At 28.3% G+C, this 19,839-nt stretch carries 22 protein-coding genes, 2 tRNA genes, 1 other RNA gene and 1 pseudogene; 25 read left to right on the forward strand and 1 reads right to left on the reverse strand.

The window, feature by feature from the left end; genetic code table 11:
- Window positions 1–7: 7 nt before the first annotated feature.
- The 10 genes from rpsP (at window position 8) to rnc (ending at window position 4,731) form a co-directional block, all read left to right on the forward strand.
- Window positions 8–268: a 30S ribosomal protein S16 gene (rpsP, locus tag LRB30_RS01625; RefSeq protein ID WP_231013818.1), complete on the forward strand. Its 261-nt coding sequence runs from the start codon at window positions 8–10 to the stop codon at window positions 266–268.
- Window positions 269–517 carry a KH domain-containing protein gene (locus tag LRB30_RS01630; RefSeq protein WP_002557283.1) on the forward strand — a complete coding sequence of 83 codons (249 nt, stop codon included), beginning with the start codon at window positions 269–271 and terminating at the stop codon, window positions 515–517.
- A 3-nt stretch (window positions 518–520) separates the two neighbouring features.
- A complete protein-coding gene (rimM, locus tag LRB30_RS01635) occupies window positions 521–1,021 on the forward strand; it encodes a ribosome maturation factor RimM (RefSeq protein WP_231013817.1) in 501 nt (166 codons plus the stop codon).
- Window positions 1,018–1,737: a tRNA (guanosine(37)-N1)-methyltransferase TrmD gene (gene trmD / locus LRB30_RS01640; protein WP_231018704.1), complete on the forward strand. Its 720-nt coding sequence runs from the start codon at window positions 1,018–1,020 to the stop codon at window positions 1,735–1,737. The genes rimM and trmD overlap by 4 nt, the downstream gene beginning before the upstream one ends.
- Window positions 1,715–2,080 (forward strand): 50S ribosomal protein L19, encoded by a 366-nt coding sequence (rplS, locus tag LRB30_RS01645; protein ID WP_002557286.1) that lies wholly within the window; start codon window positions 1,715–1,717, stop codon window positions 2,078–2,080. Before trmD ends, rplS begins: the two co-directional genes overlap by 23 nt.
- A gap of 369 nt (window positions 2,081–2,449) precedes the next feature.
- Entirely contained in the window at window positions 2,450–2,989 is a 540-nt protein-coding gene (locus tag LRB30_RS01650; protein ID WP_231018705.1) for a hypothetical protein, read from the forward strand.
- A gap of 1 nt (window position 2,990) precedes the next feature.
- Window positions 2,991–3,482 (forward strand): pantetheine-phosphate adenylyltransferase, encoded by a 492-nt coding sequence (gene coaD, locus LRB30_RS01655; RefSeq protein WP_231018707.1) that lies wholly within the window; start codon window positions 2,991–2,993, stop codon window positions 3,480–3,482.
- Between the two features lie 63 nt (window positions 3,483–3,545).
- A complete protein-coding gene (rpmF, locus tag LRB30_RS01660) occupies window positions 3,546–3,728 on the forward strand; it encodes a 50S ribosomal protein L32 (RefSeq protein ID WP_231014686.1) in 183 nt (60 codons plus the stop codon).
- Between the two features lie 23 nt (window positions 3,729–3,751).
- Entirely contained in the window at window positions 3,752–3,994 is a 243-nt protein-coding gene (acpP, locus tag LRB30_RS01665) for an acyl carrier protein (protein ID WP_004789379.1), read from the forward strand.
- Complete coding sequence (gene rnc, locus LRB30_RS01670; RefSeq protein ID WP_231014685.1) at window positions 3,994–4,731, forward strand: ribonuclease III; 738 nt, start codon at window positions 3,994–3,996, stop codon at window positions 4,729–4,731. The genes acpP and rnc overlap by 1 nt, the downstream gene beginning before the upstream one ends.
- On the opposite strand, the gene LRB30_RS01675 is transcribed toward rnc, so the two are convergent.
- Window positions 4,702–5,937, reverse strand: a complete 1,236-nt coding sequence (locus LRB30_RS01675; RefSeq protein WP_231018709.1) for a CCA tRNA nucleotidyltransferase — start codon at window positions 5,935–5,937, stop codon at window positions 4,702–4,704. The genes rnc and LRB30_RS01675 overlap by 30 nt on opposite strands.
- Window positions 5,938–6,052: 115 nt before the next feature.
- Here LRB30_RS01675 and LRB30_RS01680 point away from each other — a divergent pair, with 115 nt between their 5' ends.
- The 15 genes and pseudogenes from LRB30_RS01680 to LRB30_RS01750 form a co-directional block, all read left to right on the forward strand.
- Window positions 6,053–7,825, forward strand: a complete 1,773-nt coding sequence (locus tag LRB30_RS01680; RefSeq protein ID WP_231018711.1) for a DUF5312 domain-containing protein — start codon at window positions 6,053–6,055, stop codon at window positions 7,823–7,825.
- Window positions 7,826–7,830: 5 nt separating this feature from the next.
- Window positions 7,831–8,154 (forward strand): hypothetical protein, encoded by a 324-nt coding sequence (locus LRB30_RS01685; protein WP_231018712.1) that lies wholly within the window; start codon window positions 7,831–7,833, stop codon window positions 8,152–8,154.
- An 87-nt stretch (window positions 8,155–8,241) separates the two neighbouring features.
- Window positions 8,242–8,315: transfer RNA gene (locus LRB30_RS01690), tRNA-Thr, on the forward strand.
- Between the two features lie 8 nt (window positions 8,316–8,323).
- Window positions 8,324–8,405 (forward strand) — tRNA-Tyr (locus tag LRB30_RS01695).
- Between the two features lie 211 nt (window positions 8,406–8,616).
- A complete protein-coding gene (mltG, locus tag LRB30_RS01700; RefSeq protein ID WP_231014501.1) occupies window positions 8,617–9,648 on the forward strand; it encodes an endolytic transglycosylase MltG in 1,032 nt (343 codons plus the stop codon).
- Between the two features lie 5 nt (window positions 9,649–9,653).
- The gene (gene dnaG, locus LRB30_RS01705) at window positions 9,654–11,435 is read left to right on the forward strand and encodes a DNA primase (protein WP_231018713.1); all 1,782 of its coding nucleotides are present in this window, start codon (window positions 9,654–9,656) and stop codon (window positions 11,433–11,435) included.
- Between the two features lie 3 nt (window positions 11,436–11,438).
- A complete protein-coding gene (gene rpoD, locus LRB30_RS01710; RefSeq protein WP_231014499.1) occupies window positions 11,439–13,334 on the forward strand; it encodes an RNA polymerase sigma factor RpoD in 1,896 nt (631 codons plus the stop codon).
- A 12-nt stretch (window positions 13,335–13,346) separates the two neighbouring features.
- Window positions 13,347–14,105, forward strand: coding sequence for a zinc ribbon domain-containing protein (locus LRB30_RS01715; RefSeq protein WP_231014498.1), 759 nt, complete (start codon window positions 13,347–13,349; stop codon window positions 14,103–14,105).
- A 26-nt stretch (window positions 14,106–14,131) separates the two neighbouring features.
- Window positions 14,132–14,486, forward strand: an RNA gene (gene rnpB, locus LRB30_RS01720) — RNase P RNA component class A.
- A gap of 24 nt (window positions 14,487–14,510) precedes the next feature.
- Window positions 14,511–15,479 carry a tetratricopeptide repeat protein gene (locus LRB30_RS01725; protein ID WP_231014497.1) on the forward strand — a complete coding sequence of 323 codons (969 nt, stop codon included), beginning with the start codon at window positions 14,511–14,513 and terminating at the stop codon, window positions 15,477–15,479.
- Between the two features lie 10 nt (window positions 15,480–15,489).
- Window positions 15,490–16,539: a rod shape-determining protein gene (locus LRB30_RS01730; protein WP_002557301.1), complete on the forward strand. Its 1,050-nt coding sequence runs from the start codon at window positions 15,490–15,492 to the stop codon at window positions 16,537–16,539.
- A gap of 3 nt (window positions 16,540–16,542) precedes the next feature.
- Window positions 16,543–17,388 carry a rod shape-determining protein MreC gene (gene mreC / locus LRB30_RS01735; RefSeq protein ID WP_231014496.1) on the forward strand — a complete coding sequence of 282 codons (846 nt, stop codon included), beginning with the start codon at window positions 16,543–16,545 and terminating at the stop codon, window positions 17,386–17,388.
- The gene (gene mreD / locus LRB30_RS01740; RefSeq protein WP_231018714.1) at window positions 17,388–17,870 is read left to right on the forward strand and encodes a rod shape-determining protein MreD; all 483 of its coding nucleotides are present in this window, start codon (window positions 17,388–17,390) and stop codon (window positions 17,868–17,870) included. Before mreC ends, mreD begins: the two co-directional genes overlap by 1 nt.
- Window positions 17,870–19,672 (forward strand): penicillin-binding protein 2, encoded by a 1,803-nt coding sequence (gene mrdA / locus LRB30_RS01745; RefSeq protein ID WP_337924831.1) that lies wholly within the window; start codon window positions 17,870–17,872, stop codon window positions 19,670–19,672. Before mreD ends, mrdA begins: the two co-directional genes overlap by 1 nt.
- Window positions 19,673–19,676: 4 nt before the next feature.
- Window positions 19,677–19,839: pseudogene (locus LRB30_RS01750) on the forward strand (rod shape-determining protein RodA); the annotation flags it as partial.

Here is a 19,839-nt window from a genome sequence, read left to right on the forward strand (position 1 = left end):
AATAAATTTGAGCGTTAAGATAAGATTGAAGAGAATGGGAGCTAAAAAAAGGCCTTATTATAGGATTGTAGTTATGAATTCTACTTCTCCTAGAGATGGTAGAGCAATTGAAGAACTTGGATATTATCATCCTGTTGAGAAGCAAAATCAAATAAAAATTAAGGAAGATAGAATTAAGGATTGGATAAGCAAGGGAGCAATTTTAAGTGATACAGTAAAAACGCTTTTAAATAAAAACAACTTGAATGCGAAAAGTCAGGAGGTTTAGATGAAAGAGTATGGGAATGAAATTGAGCTTATAGAGTTTATAGTAAAGTCTCTTGTAGATAAAGAAGATGAAGTAAAACTAAATGTAATTGAAGGGGAAAAATCAACTATTTTAGAATTAAGGGTTTCTCAAAGCGATGTGGGCAAGATAATCGGAAGACGGGGTCGTATTGCGCGGGCTATTAGAACTTTGCTTGGAGCTTGTGCTGCTAAAACCAACAGGCGAGTACAATTGGAAATTTTAGATTAATTTATGTTTATTAAAGGCGTTATATTATCGTCTTATGGAGTTAATGGGTATGCTAAGGTTAAAAGCATATCCAATAATTTTTGTGATTTTATTAATCTAAAAAACAATAAGGTTCTTTTAAAAAAAAGCAATAGTCCTGCTATTGAAATTAAGGTTATAGATGTTAATATAAAGGGTAATTCCTTATTTTTGAAGTTCGAAAGAATTAATACCCCAGAGGCAGTTAAGCCGTTGATTGGTTTTGAATTGTGGGTTGATGATTCGCTTGCATCGAGTTTAAAAGAAGGCGAATATTATTTGGGGAAACTGGTTGGCTATGCCGTTGTTAATAACAATAAAAAACTAGGGGAAGTTGTAGCTTTCTTTGAATATTTAAATAGTGTATTTCTTGAGGTCAAAGTGGGTATTAAATTTTTCTTTATTCCCTTTTTGAATATATATATTGGAGATATAAATGCTCAAGAAAAAACAATTGAGCTTAAGGTTTTAGATCTTTTAAAATGAAATTTACGGTTTTATCTCTTTTTCCAGCAATAATTAAACCATTTTTTGAAAATTCAATAATGAAAAAAGCTATTAACAAGAGGATAGTAAGTTTTGAGCTTGTTGATGTTAGAGATTTTTCAAAAGATAAGCATAAAAGATGTGATGATTTGCCTTATGGAGGCGGTGCTGGGATGGTATTGAAGGCCGAACCGATTTCTTTTGCTCTTGAGCATGTAGAATCTGCCAAAAAAACAACAATATTCTTAAGTCCTTCTGGAATAAAGTATAACCAAGAATTGGCGTATTCCTTGTCAAAAAAAGAAGAAATTGTTATAATTTGTGGAAGATATGAAGGAATTGATCAGCGTATTATAGATTTATATGTTGATTTTGAGATTTCTATTGGAGATTATGTTTTATCTTCAGGAGAAATTGCAGCTCTTGTTTTAATAGATAGTGTATATAGGTTGCTAGATGGAGTAATAAATCCTAATTCTTTATTAGAAGAATCATTCGGTGTAAAAAATGGATTACTTGAATATCCTCATTATACCAGGCCCTATAATTTTATGGGAATAAGGGTTCCAGAAGTTCTTGTTTCAGGGCATCATGAAAATATAAAGAATTGGAGACTTGTTAAAGCTAGAGAAAAAACTAGGAAAAATAGATATGATTTATACCTTAAATATTTAGAGATAATAGGAGAAGATAATGGATTTGATAAGAAAAATTGAAGCTCAAAATAAAAAAAATGAGGCTTTTGTCTTTAATGTGGGAGATACTGTAAGGGTTGTTTATAAAATTATTGAAGGTAGTAATGAAAGGTTGCAGAGTTTTGAAGGGATTGTTATTTCTTTCCAAAACAAGGGAATTGGCAAAACATTTTTGATTAGAAAAATTTCTTCAGGAATAGGTGTTGAAAAAATTTTCCCAGTATATTCTCCTATTATAGAAAAGGTTGAAGTTTTAAGAAGGGGAAAGGTTAGAAGGGCAAAGCTTTATTATATGAGGAATAGAATCGGTAAAGCTGCTATGAAGATAAAGGAGCGCCTTAATATTAAAAAAGTTAAGCATTAGTTTTTAATTATTTTAAATATTTTAGCAAATTAGTTCATAAGATAAATCAAATTAGATTGAGATTAAAAATTATTTTGATTGATCTTTTGTTTTGTAAATTTTTATTCAAGTTTTAGTAAGGTTTTACTGTTGTGAGAAATAATTTTGGCAAACTGGGTCGTGCGTTTATTATGATTAAGAGCATTAATTACCTATTCTTATTAAATTTCAATGTAGGCTTAATTGTACTTTTGTCTTTAAAAAGCTAAAGGTTTAAAGTTTTGATTTTTTGAAAAACTTTCGGGCTATGTGAGTGATTTTGTTCTTAAATATTTGTTTTTATTTTTTTGAGAGTAAATATTTATTTTTTGTAGTTAAGGAGATTTGATTTTGAAATATACTCAAAGTAAGTTTAAGGGTAGCAATTTTCAGAAACACAATAAACGTTTTTATGGCTTTAAGAATAAAAGATTAAATTCTGATAGCAAAAGTCAAAATGTTTCCCCACCAAATAGTTTTAATAATAAATCGACGGTTTTGAATACAGATAAACAAAATCTTTTTAAAGGTAAATTTAGAAGAAAAAGTATAAGATTTAAAACAAGAATAAATCTTGATGTTTCTTGTGCTATTTGTGAAAAAAAAATAAATGATATTGTTTTTAGCATGTCTTTAAAGGTTGAAAATGAAGATAAACCTGTTCATTTTGATTGTGCTATCAATAAATTAACAGCTGAAAATAATCTTTCAAGTAATGAAAAATTGGTTTATAAAGGTGCTGGTAAATTTTTTATTGTAGATACATCTTCTAGAGGAGAATATTTATATTTTAAAATTATTAAAGAAATTGGATTTGAAAATTTAGAAGAACAACCAATATGGCGTAAAAAAATTCTTAAAGATATTAATAGAGGGTTTAGACTTTCTTGATATGAAGGTGGCAGTTTTTCCAGGATCTTTTGATCCAATTACTTGGGGCCATATTGATTTAATTAAAAGGTCGTTGGCTATTTTTGATAAAGTTGTTGTTTTAGTAGCTAAAAACAAATCAAAAAAATATTTGCTAAGTGATATCGAGAGGTTTAGCCTTACAAAAGATGTCATTTTGTCTTTAAATTTTTCAAATGTACTTGTAGATAGGTATAGTGGGTTTATTGTTGATTATGCATTAATTAATTCTATTAAATTTATTGTTAGAGGAATTAGGGCTTTTAATGATTTTGATATAGAGTTTGAAAGATATCTTGTTAATAATAAGTTAAATTTTAAAATTGATACTATATTTTTACCAAGTAGTGCAGAACATTTATATGTAAGGTCGGATTTTGTAAAGGAATTAATGAGCAAAAAGGATGTTGATCTTTCTAATTTTGTTCCAGAATTGGTGTTCAATAGATTAAAATCTAAGTTTATTGACAAATGACTTAATTAATATATATATTATTAAGATAATTTAATGTAGTTTAAAAGTAGTTAGGAGAAAGTAATGGCTGTTCCAAAATTTAAGCCTTCAAAATCTAGGAGTAGAACAAGGCGTAGTATAAATATGAGGAAAAAAATTCCACAATTTCAAGAATGTTCTAATTGTGGTAACCTTGGAGTGAGACATAGGGTTTGTTTAAAATGTGGATATTATAGGAATAACCAATATCTAGAAATAGGTTTGTAGCTTGTAGTAAGGAAGGTATATTCATGGATAATGATGAAATTTTTAGCAAGGTTAGATCTATTATATCTGAGCAACTTGATAAAAAAGAAGATGAAATTACTATAGACTCTAGATTTGTTGAGGATCTTAATGCAGATAGTCTGGATATTTATGAGCTTTTGTATTTGCTTGAAGAGGCCTTTGATGATAAAATCCCAGAGAACGAAGCCAATGAATTTGAGACAGTAGGCGATGTTGTTAATTTTATTAAAAAGAGAAAAGGTTGATGAAGAAAAATTCTTCCGATTTTTGCCTGAGTAGTGAAAGAAAAGCTCAATTGAGTGAATTTTTAGAAAATTTGAGCATTGATTTTAGTAATTTTGATTTGTTAAATACAGCATTGAGCCATTCGTCGTATTCTAATGAGTTGGATCAAAAGTCTAGCAATAATGAGAGATTAGAGTTTTTGGGAGATTCTGTGCTTAATTTGATTATTACAGATCATCTTTATAAAACTTATCCAAATAAAAGTGAAGGAGAGCTCAGTAAGGCCAGATCTTATATTGTTAGCGAAGATTCTCTATCTAATATTGCTAGAGAGATTAATCTTGGTTCTTATATTTTGCTAGGTAGAGGAGAGGAGAGTAATGATGGTCGAAACAAAAAAGGTATTCTTGCAGATGCTATTGAAGCTTTTGTAGGTGCTATTTATCTTGATAGTGGGTTTTTAAGAGCAACAGAATTTGTGGTTGGGCTTTTTGATATGTATATAAGATTGATGTTTAATAGGGGTGATTTTAAGGATTATAAGAGTTTGTTGCAAGAATATGTTCAAAAGAAATATAAAATCTCACCAAGTTATAAGTTAGACAAGGAAATAGGCCCAGACCATGATAAGGTTTTTTGTGTAGAACTTTATGTTGGAGAAAATTTTATATCAAACGGAAAGGGCAAATCTAAAAAAGAAGCCGAAATGAGAGCGGCTGAAGTAGCTTTAAAAGCCATGGAAAATATTAACCTTTAAGGATTTAATTTTTTTTATAAGATAATTTTTAGTATTAAGCTTAGGATTTTCAATTACATAGCTTAGTAATATGTTTAAAATTTTACCTATATTTTTATTTTCTATTTGTTCTAAATTTTGAATATCTTTTCCGTTTATTTTTAAATCTTTTAAAGAGAGAGGATTTTTCAGCAATTTTTTTCTTTTTATGTTTTTTATTATAAATAAATATTTTTTCTTTTTTCCTTTGAGCGCTTTGTATATATCAATGATTTCTTTATAATGTTCTCTTGTGCTCTTGCTAAGCAAATACCTAATATCACTTAATTTTTTGACATTAAAAATATTATTATTATCGATTATGCTTCTATAAAATAAAATTAGCTTAATTTCTTTATTTGAGAATTTAAGTAAAGTCAGTTTTTCTTTTAGTTCTTTTATAGGTTTTTTAATTGTCAATATTGTGATTGCCTTTAGATAAAATTTGTTTTTATCAAGTAGAGTAATTTTTTTGATTACTTTTGTTTTTATTTCTAGATTAAAAAAATTTTTAAAAAAATCAACTTTTTTAAGATAATAAATTCCTTTTTGTATATTTGTGCCTTCTAACAATTTGTGAAATTCATTTTTTATTCTTTCTTTTGAAATCATTAAAATATTTTCTTTTTTATATTTCATTGAAATTAAAGTATTTTTTTCAATGTTAAAATTAAGTGTGGATGAAAATCTTGCTGCTCTAAGTATTCTAAGGGCATCTTCCTCAAGTCTTTTATTTGGATTTCCTATGCATCTTATTATTTTCTTATTAAGATCTTTTTTTCCATTATAGCAATCTATTATTTTGAAGTTGAAAATATCCATTGCAATTGCATTGATTGTAAAATCTCTTCTTTCAAGATCTTTAGTTAAATTTTTAGTGTATTCTACTTGTTTGGGAGCTCTGTTGTTTTCATATTCTTTTTCTATTCTGTATGTGGTGATTTCAAAGATTTTTTTATTAAAAATAATGCCAATTGTGCCATGTTTTATTCCTGTTTTAATATTATTATTTGGGAATAATGTTATTATTTCTTCAGGAGTTGCATTTGTTGCAAAATCAAAATCGTAAGGTTGTTTATTAAGCAGTAAGTCTCTTAAAGCGCCTCCAACTAAATAAAATTCGTAGTTGTTTTTTTTAAAAATTCTACCAATTTTAATTATATTTTGATTGTTTTTGCCTAGATTCATATAAAATTATATTATAGTGTAAATATTTTTTTTCTAAAATTGATTTACAATTTTAATTTATTTGAAGTATGTTGTAAGTAGTACTTTATTTTTTTAATGGTTTTATTGGGGGTTTATGAGTGGTAATAACAATAGCGTATACAACTCTATAGGTCAACTTTCGAAAGAAACTAAAAATAGATTGATGAATGATATAAGAAAAAACTTAGGTTTGAATTCTTCCGATTTTGTTTTACCCAATAGTTGCAATGAGCCTTATGTTGATTCTCAGCTTGAAAAGTTTCTTTCAGGGCGCTTAATGGAAGAATCATTTCTTATGAGAATGTGGTTGACTATTTTGAATTTTTTTCAGAAAGATAAAAGTAAAGAAGATATATATAAAGCTTATGTTATAAAAAACCTGGAAAATCAAATTAATGAAATGTGTAAAAATCCGGTAATAGATTTTAAGAGAGAATGTTTGCATGTTGGTTTTGTAGAAATGTTTTTTAGTGTTTACCGATATTCAATGGAATTGAAAGAATTTTTTAGGAAATTAGAAAAAGGTGGCATTGTTGTTGAGCAAACTATTTTAGAAATTATTCAAAGCAAAATTCTTAATTCTAAGAGCAATTTGGAAGATTTTTTAGATGAGGGCGAATATGAGCTATTCTTAAAAAAAGAAAAAACCCAAAACGATTTAGAAGAATCTCTTAAGGTCAAGATAAATGAGTATATTAATTCTATTCCATCTAATACTTATAAAATTGTCTCTGATATGTTTGAGTTTTATTATGTTTTTAATAGTTTGGCGTTTTTCCCTTACAAATCTTTTTTTTCATTTTTCAATGTAGATCTTTTGGATAATGCTGAAAATATTAGCATTGTTGATCTTGAGGTTGGATTTGGAACCAGCTTTTCAAGTATTAGTAAGTATTTAAATTCTTTTTTTGACATTTTGTATACATTAAAAGATATTGAGATAGATGAGAATATCGTTAAAAGTATTATATCAAATTATTTTTCAATATCTGATGATATTAGTAATTCAGAGATAATTTCAAGAGAAGATCACATATCTCGAGTAGAATATGTATTGAAAAATGTTTTATCGATTGTATCTAAGATTATTGGCTTATCGCGGACTTTACCTTATTTAGATATTTTTAGAGTATATTGCAAAAATCCTGTTGCATCTCCTAAAAAATATGTACCTTTTTTTGATTTAAAAAATTTTTATGAAAACATTTTATTTTTAAATGTTATGGGTCAGGCTATTAAAAATCGTGATAGCTCTTTAAAAGTTCTTGTGATTAAAGAAATAAAAAGTCTTGTTAGAGATCCTAGTGTAATTTTGAATTTAAAAGGTGAGATTTTTAATGAATTAAATCTTGGTCGTTATAGTTTTAAAAAGTTGTATTTTCTTAATGATTTTTTTAAAAACATATATGATGTTAGAATGATGGAAGTTTTAAGAACTATAAATAATGTCGTATTAATTAATAATCATGACTTAAGAAATATATATGTTGACATTGAAAATAATATTACTGCTTTGAAAAAAGAAATTTATAATATTTACTTTGAGATTGATTATAAAAATGAAGAGTTTGAAAGGCATAAAAGAGATGGTAAAGTTGATGATCCTTATAGAGAAAGGGTTTTTAAATGGTGCTTAAATGAATCTGTTTCTATTGATAAGGTTTCAAATAGATTTGTAGATTATTTTATTGAGCTTAAAAAGAGGTGTTTATCTTTATTGGAAAATCAGAATGTTTTTATTCGAAAATCTTTAACGGTTTCTTACAAATCAATGGTAACTGAAAATAAAACAATAACATTAGCCGATGTTATTGGCAATCTTTTGGAAATCATAAATCAGGCACTTTTTATAATAAAAAATTTATAAATTTCATGAAAGCTTTTAAAGTAAAAAATCTAAGACATTTTTCAAATTTTATTAGAATTTTGGTTATTGTATTGTTTTTAAATTCTTTGTTAAGTTTATTTGTGTTTTTGGCTGGTTCTTACAATGTTTTTGTTTACAATTTTCAGAAATTTTATCTTGATCTTACTATTATTTTAAGTTCTGTTTCTTTTGGTCTTGAATCTACCAGGCTGATATTTTTTTATTTTTTGAAAAAGAAAAAAATTAATTATTATTTAATTTTAATTTTTAGTTTTATAATTTTTTTTTGTGCTCTTGTTTTTAAAATTTTTCTTTCTGGTAATAAATAGATTGGTAGGAAGATTATATTAATTATTAATCAATATTCTATTGACTAATGAATTTTATTTTTATAAACTAACTATTAGTTTTTGTTTGCCGACTTAGCTCAGTTGGCCAGAGCAGCGGTCTTGTAAACCGCAGGTCGTCGGTTCGACTCCGACAGTCGGCTTTTATGATGGGGCGGTACCGAAGTGGTTAACCGGGGCAGACTGTAAATCTGTTGGCTTTGCCTACGTGGGTTCGAATCCCACCCTCCCCAATTTTTAGTGGAATTATAAGTGATTGCCTTTTTATAATTTTTGATTGTGATCTTTTAAATGTGTTATGTCGTTTCATTTTGGTGCTTGTGATTTTGTCTATTTAGAAAAGTTATTATTGGTTATAAAATATGATGTTGGCTATCAATTAAAAATTTTAATTGATAGCCAAAGTGTAATTAGCAAAGACTTTTGTTTAGCTAGGAGATTTTTGTGCTTATTAAAATTGGAAAAGTGTTTATTCTTTTTTTATTTTTAGGATCTATTTTGTCAATTTTTATATATTTTTTAAATTTATCTTCTTTAGCAAATGGCTTAGTTTATGAATTTAATGTTGAAAAGGGTTGGGGAGTCAAAAAAATAGCTAAAGAATTGAAAAAACAAAAATTAATTAAGTCCGAACTATTTCTTGTTTTTATTTCGTATATTTTAGGCAGTGATAAACAATTTAAAGAGGGGAGATATTTAATAAATGGTAATCTTTCTACATTTGAAATATATAAAGAGTTTTTAAAGGGATCTTCTAACGTAAATATTGATGTTACAATACCCGAAGGGTATACTAGCAGAAGAATTGCTTTAAAGCTTAAAGAATTTTCCGTTATTGATGATATTCAAGATTTTATTTTTTTAATTAACGAAAAATCATTTATTTATGAGCTTGGGTTTGATTACGACTCTCTTGAAGGATTTTTATTTCCAGATACTTATAAATTTTATAAGGGTATAAAAATAAAGAACGTAGTTCGCATATTTGTTGATAATTTTTTAAGTAAACTTAAATCTATAGGTGTTGTTCTTGGTGATTATTCAAGTAAAGAGCTTTACAATAGGATAATAATAGCATCTATTGTTGAACGTGAATATAGGGTTAAAAGTGAGGCTCCAATAATGTCTTCGGTGTTTTATAATAGAATAAAATCTGGTATGGCATTACAATCTTGCGCTACTATTGAATATGTTATTACAGAGGAGCTAGGACGAAGCCATCCTAAGAGAATTTATTTTGTAGATTTAGAGATAGATTCTCCCTATAACACATATATTCATAAAGGATATCCTCCTGCTCCAATTTCAAATGCCGGTATTATTGCGCTGCAAGCGGCTTTTTTCCCCAAAAATACGCAATATTTATTTTTTGTGGTAAAAGACTCTAAGTTGGGCACACATCAATTTTCATCAGAATATTCTTCACATCTTTTAGGCGCAAAAGATTATATTAAAAATTTTATAACTAAGGATTAAGCAGTATGAAGTATTTACAAACTGCAGCCTCAATTAAAAGCAAATTTGATATTGTAGCTATTGTGGAGCAGTATATTAAGCTTGTTAAATCAGGATCTGCTTATAAAGGTCTTTGCCCTTTTCATGCTGAGAAAACTCCTTCTTTTTTTGTAAACCCTTTGCAAGGATATTTTTATTGTTTTGGATGCAAAAAGGGTGGAGATGTTATTGGATTTTTAATGGATATGGAAAAAATCAATTATAATGATGCTCTTAAAATTTTATGTGAAAAATCCGGCATTCATTATGATGATTTGAAAATAAGTCGAGAAAGTGAAAATAAAAATGAAAATAAAGACATGATTTCAAAAATTTACTCTTTGAATTCTAGGTTAATTAATACCATTAAATTTTTTTTTCATCAAAACAAAAAAGCTTTAGATTATGTTTTAAAAAGTAGAGGAATATCTAAGGAAATCGTTAATTTATTTGATCTTGGATATTTACCATTTAACGTTAAAAGTGGTTTGGAGCTTTATGATTTTTTAGTTTCAAAAGGATACTCTTCTGAAGTACTTAGAAAAAGTGGTTTGTTTTCGAAAATGAATCTCAAAGCTTCTATTTTGTCTCAAAGATTAATTTTTCCAATTAAAGACTTTAAAGGAAATGTTGTTGGTTTTGGGGGTCGAGATTTAGATGGGAAAGGTTCTAAGTATATTAATTTAAGTGAAACTGAAGTTTTTAAGAAAAGGGAACTTCTTTATGGATTTTATGAGGGGTTTGAGGAGATTAAATCTACAAAATCAGTTATATTGGTAGAAGGATATATAGATGTTCTTGCTTTTTTTACATCTGGAATTAAAAGGGCTGTATCTACTCTTGGTACTGCTTTTTCAAAAGAACACTTAGCTTTGATCCAAAGATATGCTAATGAGATAATATTTTCTTTTGACGGTGATGATGCTGGACTTTCTGCAACTTTAAAAGCTTATCAAATTTGTTTGCCATTTAATATTAATGTTAGTGTTCTTAGAATGGATTTTGGTCTTGATCCTGCGGATATTCTTAAAAGTGAAGGTGCAGACTCCTTACAAAAAAAATTAAATGATAGGTGTGATGCTTTTGAATATCTTTTGGATGTTTATTCTAATAAATATGATTTAAATAAAACTGTAGATTTAAATGCCATGATTAATTTATTTTTAAATTTGATAAATTTATCAAAAGTAGATACTCAGAAAAAAATTTTTTTAGACAAGCTAAGCAATAAACTTGGTGTTGGTGTGGCAACTTTATTAAAAGATTATTATAGAATAAAAGAAAGATTTGTAGTTGACAATAATAAAAGAAATTTGTATGCTCATAATGATGATTCTTATGAGAGGTATCTAATAGTAGCTTTGTTGAAAAATTTTAGTTATTTTAGCATAGTAAGGCGCAATATCATTGATAGTGATTTAATTAATATCGATGCCAGAAAAATTTTTATGTGCTTTGAAAATTTATTTGAAAATAATAAAGATTTTTCATTAATGGATTTAAAAAAAAAATTAAAGGATACCTATAAAGTTAGTGAATTTTTTTTTGAAGAAATTTTAAATTCTGAATTTGAAGTGGATGATGAGATGCTCATTCATATTTTACTTGCAATCAAGAGAAGAAAATTAGATTCTCGTGTTTTGCTTTGCAAAAAAAGATATGATGGGGACTTTTTGGTAAATGCTAAAATTCAAATAAATGAGTTAATGTTTTTAAATATGCAGAGAAAAAATTTAAAAATCTACATAGATGATGTTCCAGGGAGTTAGGTTTTGTCGGATTTGGAAAATAAATATTCGAAGCTGATAGAGGGTATTATTACTCATTTGGGGGATAAAAAATCTCTTAGTTTTAGTGAATTATCAAATTTACTTCCCGATGACGTATTAGAACCAGAGATTCTTGATTGTATTTGCTCGGTACTTGAGGATAGGGGAATAAGATTAGTTAATAAAATTTCGGAATTAGATCCGGTTGTCAGCGAGGATGGAAATGATGAAGAGGAAGAAGTTGAAATTGAATCTGATAGAAATTTTATGATCTTAGATGATGGTTTTCAAAGTGATGAGGAAGATATTGATATTGATGTTAAGCTGGATGATTGTGACGAAGAAGATATTTCTTTTAAGGATGATTTAGGTTCAGGTTATATTAAAAGCAATGTTTTAAAGGATAGTCATTCAGAAGATCCAATCAAACTTTATTTAAAGGAAATAGGAAAAGAGTTTTTATTAACAGGAAATCAAGAAGTTGAACTTGCAAAGCAAATGGATTCTGGAGAGAGTATAATTGAAAATATTCTTAAGAATGAGGGACTTGTTATAGAAAATTATTATAATCTTGTGAATACTATTTACTCAAGAATGGAAAGGGAAGAGTTTTTTAAAAGAGAAAAAGATAAGGATAAAGAGAGTAGCCCGGATTATTATAATAAAAAAAAAAGAATTGCCTCTTTTTACAAAATTCCTTTAAAGCCAATTCAAGATCGTTTAATAAGTTATGTAGATAATAAGCATAGGGTGTATGATCTTGGGGGAGATATTTTTGAAAAGAATTTAAAAAAGGAAAGATTGGCCCTAAAGGAGCTTTTAAGAGACATTCCTTTGTATCAAGAGGAGCTAAGGATTTTTTCGGATGATTATATTGACTCTGCTAACAAAATAAAAGATTTACAAAGACAGCAAAGAATAATTTTAAGCAGATTAAAAATTGAAAAAATAAGAGATTTAAGGGTACTTGGAAGAGATTTAACTATTACTGAAAAAAAAATAGAGATAGAAAAATCTCTCAAGCTTAAAGAAGATGCTATTAAAGAGCAGATTACAGAGGCTCAGCTTGCTCAAAAAGAACTTGAGAGAATTGAGATGTATTATGAATATCCAACGGATAAAATAATAAGCATGTCAGAAGAGATTGCTAAAGGTAAACAAATGATGCAGCATGCTAAAGATCAGCTGATTAAGGCTAATTTAAGACTTGTTGTAAGCATTGCTAAAAAATATGCAAATAGGGGTCTTCATTTTTTTGATCTTGTTCAGGAAGGCAATATTGGATTGATTAAAGCTGTTGAAAAGTTCGAATATAAGAGGGGTTTTAAGTTTTCAACTTATGCTACTTGGTGGATTAGGCAAGCCATAACAAGGTCTATTTCTGATCAAGCTCGCACAATTAGAGTTCCTGTGCATATGATTGAACAAATAAATAGGCTTAACAGAGAAACTAGATATTTAATTCAAGTTTTAGGCAAAGATCCTACAGACGAAGAACTTTCAGATAGACTTGGGTGGGAGCTTAAAAAGGTCAAAACTGTAAAGAGTGTTTCAAGAGAGCCTGTGTCTCTTGAAACACCAATTGGAGAAGAGGAAGATTCTGTTCTTAGCGATTTTATTGAGGATAAGGCAATAAAAAATCCTGCAAGTCACACATCCTTTGTAGTTTTGCAAGATCAAATAAGAGCAATTCTTGGAACTCTTCCTGAAAGAGAACAAGAAGTTGTAAAAATGAGATTTGGACTTGAAGATGGCTATTCTTTAACTCTTGAAGAGGTTGGACTTCATTTTAATGTTACAAGAGAAAGAATTAGGCAGATTGAATCTAAAGCATTAAGGCGGCTTAAAAATCCCAAAAAGACTCAAAAATTAAAAGATTATCTTGAAGATTTAAATTGAACAGGAGGATTGATGGAAAATAATATTGATACATTAAAAAAACTTGAAGTTATATATAAATCTAAGTTTGAACTTGAAGAAAGGCGAAAAAGTATTCCCAAGTATTTGGAGGCTAAAAAAAATCAGATTGAAGAATTGTCTAAAGTTCTTGTTGATTTGCAACAAAAGTTTAAGGAGTATCAAAAAGAAGACTCTGCTTTAAAGTTAGATATTCAAGATATTAATTCAAGGAAAAGCAAAGCTGAAGAAAAAATTGATAGCATTAAAACGCAAAGAGAATATGAAGCTCTTGAAAAAGAACTTCAGGTTATTATTGACGATGAAGTTACAATTAGAAAAAAAATGACACATGTTAATGGACTTAAAACTAAAATAGAAAAGGAAATATTAGATATCAACGAGAGGCACAGCAAAGAAGAAGAATGTTTTAAAGCCGAGAGTAGTAGTTTTGAGCTTGAGCTTTTAGAAATTGAAAAGAAACTTTTAGAAATAGAGGATGAAGAGTTAAATTGTGCTTCTAAAATGAATGAAGATTTTTTATTTAAATTTCAAAGAATAATAAGAAATAAATCAAATGGAGTTGTGCCTTTGGTTAACAATGTTTGTAAAGGTTGTCATATGATACTTCCTATTGAATTTGCAAACAAAGTAAGGCGTGAGCCCAACGATATTAAATTTTGTCCTTATTGCAGTAGAATACTTTATTATCAGGATAAAATTCGAATAAGTGATGAAATAATTCCTGGTAGTTTGGCAGATCTTGTTGAATAAAATTTATTAATTTGATACTTTTTATTTAAGCTGGCAGTCAGCCATCGCTTAGTTTTATATTAATTAAAGCTTAAGAGGAAAGTCCGAGCTCCAATAAGAACATAATGCTAGGTAATGCCTAGGGGTTTTAAACCTAAGAAAGTGTCGCAGAAAATTACCGCCTTTAAAAGGTAAGGGTGAAAAGGTGAGGTAAGAGCTCACCGCTTATTTAGCAATAAATACAGGCAAGATAAACCTCATTAGGAGCAAGATCAAGTATGTAAGCACCCTTTGTTCTTGAGGATATGCTTACGGGTAGATCGCACGATTTTTTTAGTGATAAAAAAACAAGAGAGATGATGGCATAGTACAGAACTCGGCTTATGGGTGTCAGCTTAATTTTATTAGCCTAAAAGAGAGTTTTAAATGGAAATAAGATATTTAAGATATATTTTTTACGCATTTATGATTTTCATTTTCATTTTTTTAATTTATTACATTTTATCATATTTTAAATCTTTTTCTAGTTCTTATTTAAAAGCGGGGCCAACAGAAGTTGATTTACTTTCACTCTGGGATAAAAAGGAGTATAAAGAAATAATAGATTATGCTGAGAATGATATTAAAAATCATAGATTTGATTTTAATTTAAATTTACTTTTGGGATTTTCATATTTTTATTATTCTTTAATAGTTAATGAAGGATATCTAAAAGGAGAGTTTTTAAACAAATCCATAGAAAGATTAAGATTTTTAATTTCTATAAATGATGGAGTCTCCATAAGTCCTTTGTATTACATATTGGGAAAGGCATATTCTCATAAAGGAGAGTTTTATAGTGATCTTGCTGTAAAATTTTTAAAGAAGGCCTTAAGTGCTGATAACTTTGATTTTGTAAACATTAAAGAAGATGTTTTTGAATATTTGGGATATTCGTATCAGCTTTTAAGAGATTATAAGTCTAGTTTGAAGTTTTTTGAAAAAGCTTTTAATGAAAATAAATCTGATTTAGTTCTTTGGAGTTTGGCTTATGTTAATTATAAGTTGAACGATATAAACAAAAGTATTGAGTATATAGAAAAAATAATAGAAGAAGAGAAAAGGAAATTTTCAAAGGGTGAGAAAACAGATGAAAATTTAATTCAAAAGGTATATTTACTTTATGGAGACATTCTATTAGATAAAGGTGATTATGACAATGCTTTTAATTACTATAATAAAGTTCTAGAAATTAATAGTTCAAATTCTAGCGTTTATGTTAAAATAGGAGATATATATAGAAAGAAAGATAAAGATTATCCTAAAGCTAGAAAATACTGGAGAGAAGCTCTCAATCTTAATCCTTATTTAGAAGCAGCAAGAGAGAGACTTGGAATTACTTTGGAAGACTTTTAGGGAGGTTGATTTGAATTTGTTTAAGTCTTTTTTGATAGATATTGGCATCGATCTTGGGACATGTAATACATTGGTTTATATCAAAGATTATGGTGTGGTTATGAGTGAGCCTTCTGTTGTTGCAATAGATATTACCAAAGGTAATAAAGTTGTTGCGGTTGGTAGGAATGCTAAAAAAATGCTTTGGAAAACTCCAGAAAATATTAAAGCTGTACGCCCACTTAGAGATGGAGTTATTGCTGACATTGAGAATACAGAGAAGATGATCAAATATTTTATTAATCAAATTTTTTCTCGTAAAAAATTATTTTTTAAGCCAAGAATGGTAATAGGTGTACCCACTTGTATTACAGAGGTTGAGCGAAGAGCTGTAAAAGAGAGCGCAATGAATGCTGGTGCAAGAGAAGTTAAAGTAATAGAAGAATCTCTTGCAGCTGCTATTGGATCTGATATTCCTATTTTTGAACCTACAGGTCACATGGTGTGTGATATTGGAGGTGGAACTACAGAAATATCTGTTATTTCTCTTGGTGGCATGGTTGTAAGTAGAGCAATTAGGACTGGTGGTGACGAATTTGATGAGAGCATAATAAAGTATATGAGAAATTCTCATAATATTATAATTGGTCAACAAACAGCAGAAAAATTGAAAATTAAGATAGGAAATGTATATCCTGATATTCAAAATTTAAGGGTGGAAAAAATAGACATTAAGGGTACAGATGCTGTAACTGGTCTTCCTAGAAAGCAACTTGTTGATTCTATGGAAGTAAGAGAATCTTTGCAAGAACCTATAAATGTTGTTGTAGATGAAGTTAAGCGCACTCTTGGTGCAACGCCCCCAGAGCTTGCTACAGACATTGTTGAGCGTGGCATCATTTTGACAGGAGGAGGGGCTCTTCTTAAGGGTTTAAATAGGCTTCTTTCAAAAGAAACCGGAGTTCCTGTTTATGTTGCAGACAACCCACTTCTTTCTGTAGCTGTTGGTGCTGGATTATTCTATGATTATGCCAATAGAATAGACATTAGTAAGAATATTTACAGTTTTATCAATGAATAAATTATGAATTTTCTTGTCAAATTCAAGAATTTTATCAAAGTACTTTTAGTATTGATAGTTTCTCTTGTTTTTATGATTTATGATTCAAGCAGTATTCAAAAGAGAAGATCTGATAATTTTTTATTTTTTACTCTTAATTCTTATATTCAAAGCAGAATGCATGGAATTTTTAGTTTTATTTCAAATGTTTTTAAAACTGTAAATGAATACAAAAATTACAAGGACAAGATAGAATTTTATAAGAAAAGAATACAGCAGCTTGAAATAGTAACTCAAAATATACAGTCACTAAGGCAAGAGAATGTTCGTCTTAAAGAGCAATTAAATTTTTATTCATCAAGCTCTAGTGATTTTATTTCGGCAGAGATTATATATCTAAACTATTCAAATATATCGACTTTAATGGCTATTAATAAAGGCTTTAATGATGGGATAGAAAAGGATATGATAGCGGTTGCATATCAGGATGGATTTAGTGGTCTTGTAGGTAAAGTTGTAAAGGTTTATTCCAATACTGCTAAAATTTTGCCTTTGACTAATTATGAAAATTTTGTGTCCGCAAGGATTCAAAGTAGTAGGTTTATAGGTCTTATAGAAGGCAATGGTTATGGGAAAAAACTTGAAATGAATTACGTTAGCAGACTTGCTGAAAAAGATTTAAAAATAGGCGATTCTATTGTTACTGCCGGATTTAGTGAATATCCGGTTGGTATTTATATTGGAAAGATTACAAATTTTCATATTCTTGATTACAATTCTCTTTTAAAAATAGAAGTAGAGCCAGCTATAGCTTTAGATAAGCTTGAATATGTTTTTCTTCTTAAAAACAACAAAGAGATGGGTGAATAATGGCAGCATTTTTTACATATTTTATTTCTAGTGCATTTTTAGGTAAAATTTTTCAACACTACTTTGCAACTTATTTTTATTTTTCAATAGATATTTTTTTAATTTTTCTAGTTTTTAATTCTTTGAATTTTATTTTTAATGTGGGATTATTATCTAGTATTTTATATGGTCTTCTTATGGATTATTTTACAGGATTACCACTTGGATTTTTTGTTTTTGGGTATACGATAATACTTTATTTTAACAATAAAATAAAGTTGTTCATGCCTAAAAATATGCTTAGCATGACAATATTTTTTATTCTTTCAAAAGTTATATTATGGTTTTTAGCTATTGTATTTTATGATTTTGTAGATTTAAAATCTTTTAATTATTCAATTTTTAACCTTGATCTTGTTGTAAATATAATGTCTATTAACTTTTTATATCCAATTCAAAATTATTTTACTAGAAATTTTTATTCATTTAAAGAGGATTATTAGTGGGGGGTGTTATAAAAAATTTTAGGTACAAGTTCGCCATATTTTTTTTAATAGTAATTATGGTGCTTTATTTGGCAATTTTATTTCAAATGCAGATCGGTAAGCATTTATTTTATGACAGAGAAGCCAATGTTTTTTTATCAAGATTGGAAAAAATCAATGCCTCAAGGGGCGAGATTTTAGATTCTAATTCCAATATTTTGGCAAATAATTTAACTATGTTTATCTTAAAGATAAGTTTGCAACAGTATTACAATATGCCTGCTGCCACTAGAATTGAGATGATAGATTTTTTATCAAACACGCTAGATATTGATAAATCAATTATTTTGTCTAAACTTCAAGAGCCTGGTGGATATCTTAAAGATGTTGAAATAATTGAACTTACTCCCAAGATGTTATTTAAAATTTCTGAAAAAAAGTTTTATTATCCTGCTCTTTTATGGACTTATTCTTTTAAGCGTAACTATTTAGTTGACGATTCATATTCGCATTCAATCGGTTATGTTGGGCAAATAAATCAAAGGGAGCTTAGAACGTTTTACAATGTTAGTGGATATGATAATACTTCTACGATTGGAAAGTTAGGCATTGAGCAAGTTTATGATAATTATATTAGAGGGCAAGAGGGGTTAATAAAATACAAAGTAGACTCTAAAGAGAGAAGAATAGACGATGGTTCTATTATAAGAAATATGGTACCGGGTAATGATGTTGTGCTTAATATTAATAAAGATATTCAAGATCTTACCAAGAATGCTTTAGGCAAAAGGTATGGTTCTATTGTGGTATTAAAACCATCAACAGGTGCTGTTCTTGCTCTTCACAATTATCCTTATTATTCTATGAAAGATGTTTACAATAAAGATAATAAGGAGGACTACTCTTTTTTAAATAAAGCAATTCAATCTGTTTATCCGCCAGCGTCTATTTTTAAATTAGTTGTTGCTGCTGCTATTCTTGAAGAGAGAGTTATAGATAAAGATCGTAAAATTTATTGTCCTGGATATTTTAAAGTTGGAAATAGAATTTTTCATTGTTGGAAGCCCGGTGGTCATGGATATGTTAATTTAGAAGAGGCAATTGCACATTCTTCTAATGTTTATTTTTATACACTTGGTCTTAAGTATCTTGGTGTTGATAGAATTCGAAAATATGCAAAAGAATTTGGTTTTGGAGAAAAAACAGGAATTGATTTGCCAAATGAAGTAGCTGGCCTTCTTCCTAGTCCTGAGTGGAAAGAAAAAACTTTCAATCAACCTTGGGTAGGAGGAGATACTGTAAATTTTTCAATAGGCCAAGGATTTTTAAATGCTACTCCTATGCAGATTGTTAATATGGTTGCTATGATTGCAAATGAAGGTGTTGTATATAAACCTAGAATTGTAAATAAAATTTTAAAAGGTGGTACTAATAAAGTTATTCTTGAGAATAAACCAGAAATATTAAGAAAGACAAATCTTATTAGTAAAAACACATTTAAACTTCTTAAAAAATATATGAGAAGTGTTGTAACTTATGGTACAGCAAAATATGCAGTCCTTACAAAAGCTGTTGAGGTTGGAGGAAAAACAGGGACTGGTCAAACTGGAATAGATGGTTTTGAAAATAGTTCTTTTATTGGACTTGCGCCTTATAACGGTTCAGCCGATAATCAAATTATTGTTTTTAGTTTGGTTGAGGCAAAAAGTAATGTGGATTGGTGGCCTGCAAAATCTACGGATTTAATAATGCAAGGCATTTTTGCAAATCAAAGCTATGAAGATCTTATCAAAGGTTATAGACCATGGTATATTAGGTAGATTAATGGTTTTTAGAAAAAATTATGATTATTTGGCTTTGATAAGCTTACTTATAGTTTCTTTTGTTGGTATATTGTTGATTTATTCTAGCGATTACAATATTAGTGGATCTTTAACTAAGAATGAATATATAAAACAAACCTTTTGGGTAATTATTGGATTTTTTT

The sequence above is a fragment of the Borreliella americana genome (genome assembly GCF_021043605.1).
Lineage (GTDB): Bacteria > Spirochaetota > Spirochaetia > Borreliales > Borreliaceae > Borreliella > Borreliella americana.

Coding starts and splice junctions, on each gene's coding strand:
- mreD (WP_231018714.1), top strand. CDS start 17,388: ATGGCAGCATTTTTTACATATTTTATTTCTAGTGCATTTTTAGGTAAA.
- LRB30_RS01680 (WP_231018711.1), top strand. CDS start 6,053: ATGAGTGGTAATAACAATAGCGTATACAACTCTATAGGTCAACTTTCG.
- LRB30_RS01630 (WP_002557283.1), top strand. CDS start 269: ATGAAAGAGTATGGGAATGAAATTGAGCTTATAGAGTTTATAGTAAAG.
- rplS (WP_002557286.1), top strand. CDS start 1,715: ATGGATTTGATAAGAAAAATTGAAGCTCAAAATAAAAAAAATGAGGCT.
- LRB30_RS01725 (WP_231014497.1), top strand. CDS start 14,511: ATGGAAATAAGATATTTAAGATATATTTTTTACGCATTTATGATTTTC.
- LRB30_RS01715 (WP_231014498.1), top strand. CDS start 13,347: ATGGAAAATAATATTGATACATTAAAAAAACTTGAAGTTATATATAAA.
- trmD (WP_231018704.1), top strand. CDS start 1,018: ATGAAATTTACGGTTTTATCTCTTTTTCCAGCAATAATTAAACCATTT.
- rimM (WP_231013817.1), top strand. CDS start 521: ATGTTTATTAAAGGCGTTATATTATCGTCTTATGGAGTTAATGGGTAT.
- LRB30_RS01675 (WP_231018709.1), bottom strand. CDS start 5,937: ATGAATCTAGGCAAAAACAATCAAAATATAATTAAAATTGGTAGAATT.
- LRB30_RS01685 (WP_231018712.1), top strand. CDS start 7,831: ATGAAAGCTTTTAAAGTAAAAAATCTAAGACATTTTTCAAATTTTATT.
- coaD (WP_231018707.1), top strand. CDS start 2,991: ATGAAGGTGGCAGTTTTTCCAGGATCTTTTGATCCAATTACTTGGGGC.
- acpP (WP_004789379.1), top strand. CDS start 3,752: ATGGATAATGATGAAATTTTTAGCAAGGTTAGATCTATTATATCTGAG.
- rpmF (WP_231014686.1), top strand. CDS start 3,546: ATGGCTGTTCCAAAATTTAAGCCTTCAAAATCTAGGAGTAGAACAAGG.
- rnc (WP_231014685.1), top strand. CDS start 3,994: ATGAAGAAAAATTCTTCCGATTTTTGCCTGAGTAGTGAAAGAAAAGCT.
- dnaG (WP_231018713.1), top strand. CDS start 9,654: ATGAAGTATTTACAAACTGCAGCCTCAATTAAAAGCAAATTTGATATT.
- mreC (WP_231014496.1), top strand. CDS start 16,543: ATGAATTTTCTTGTCAAATTCAAGAATTTTATCAAAGTACTTTTAGTA.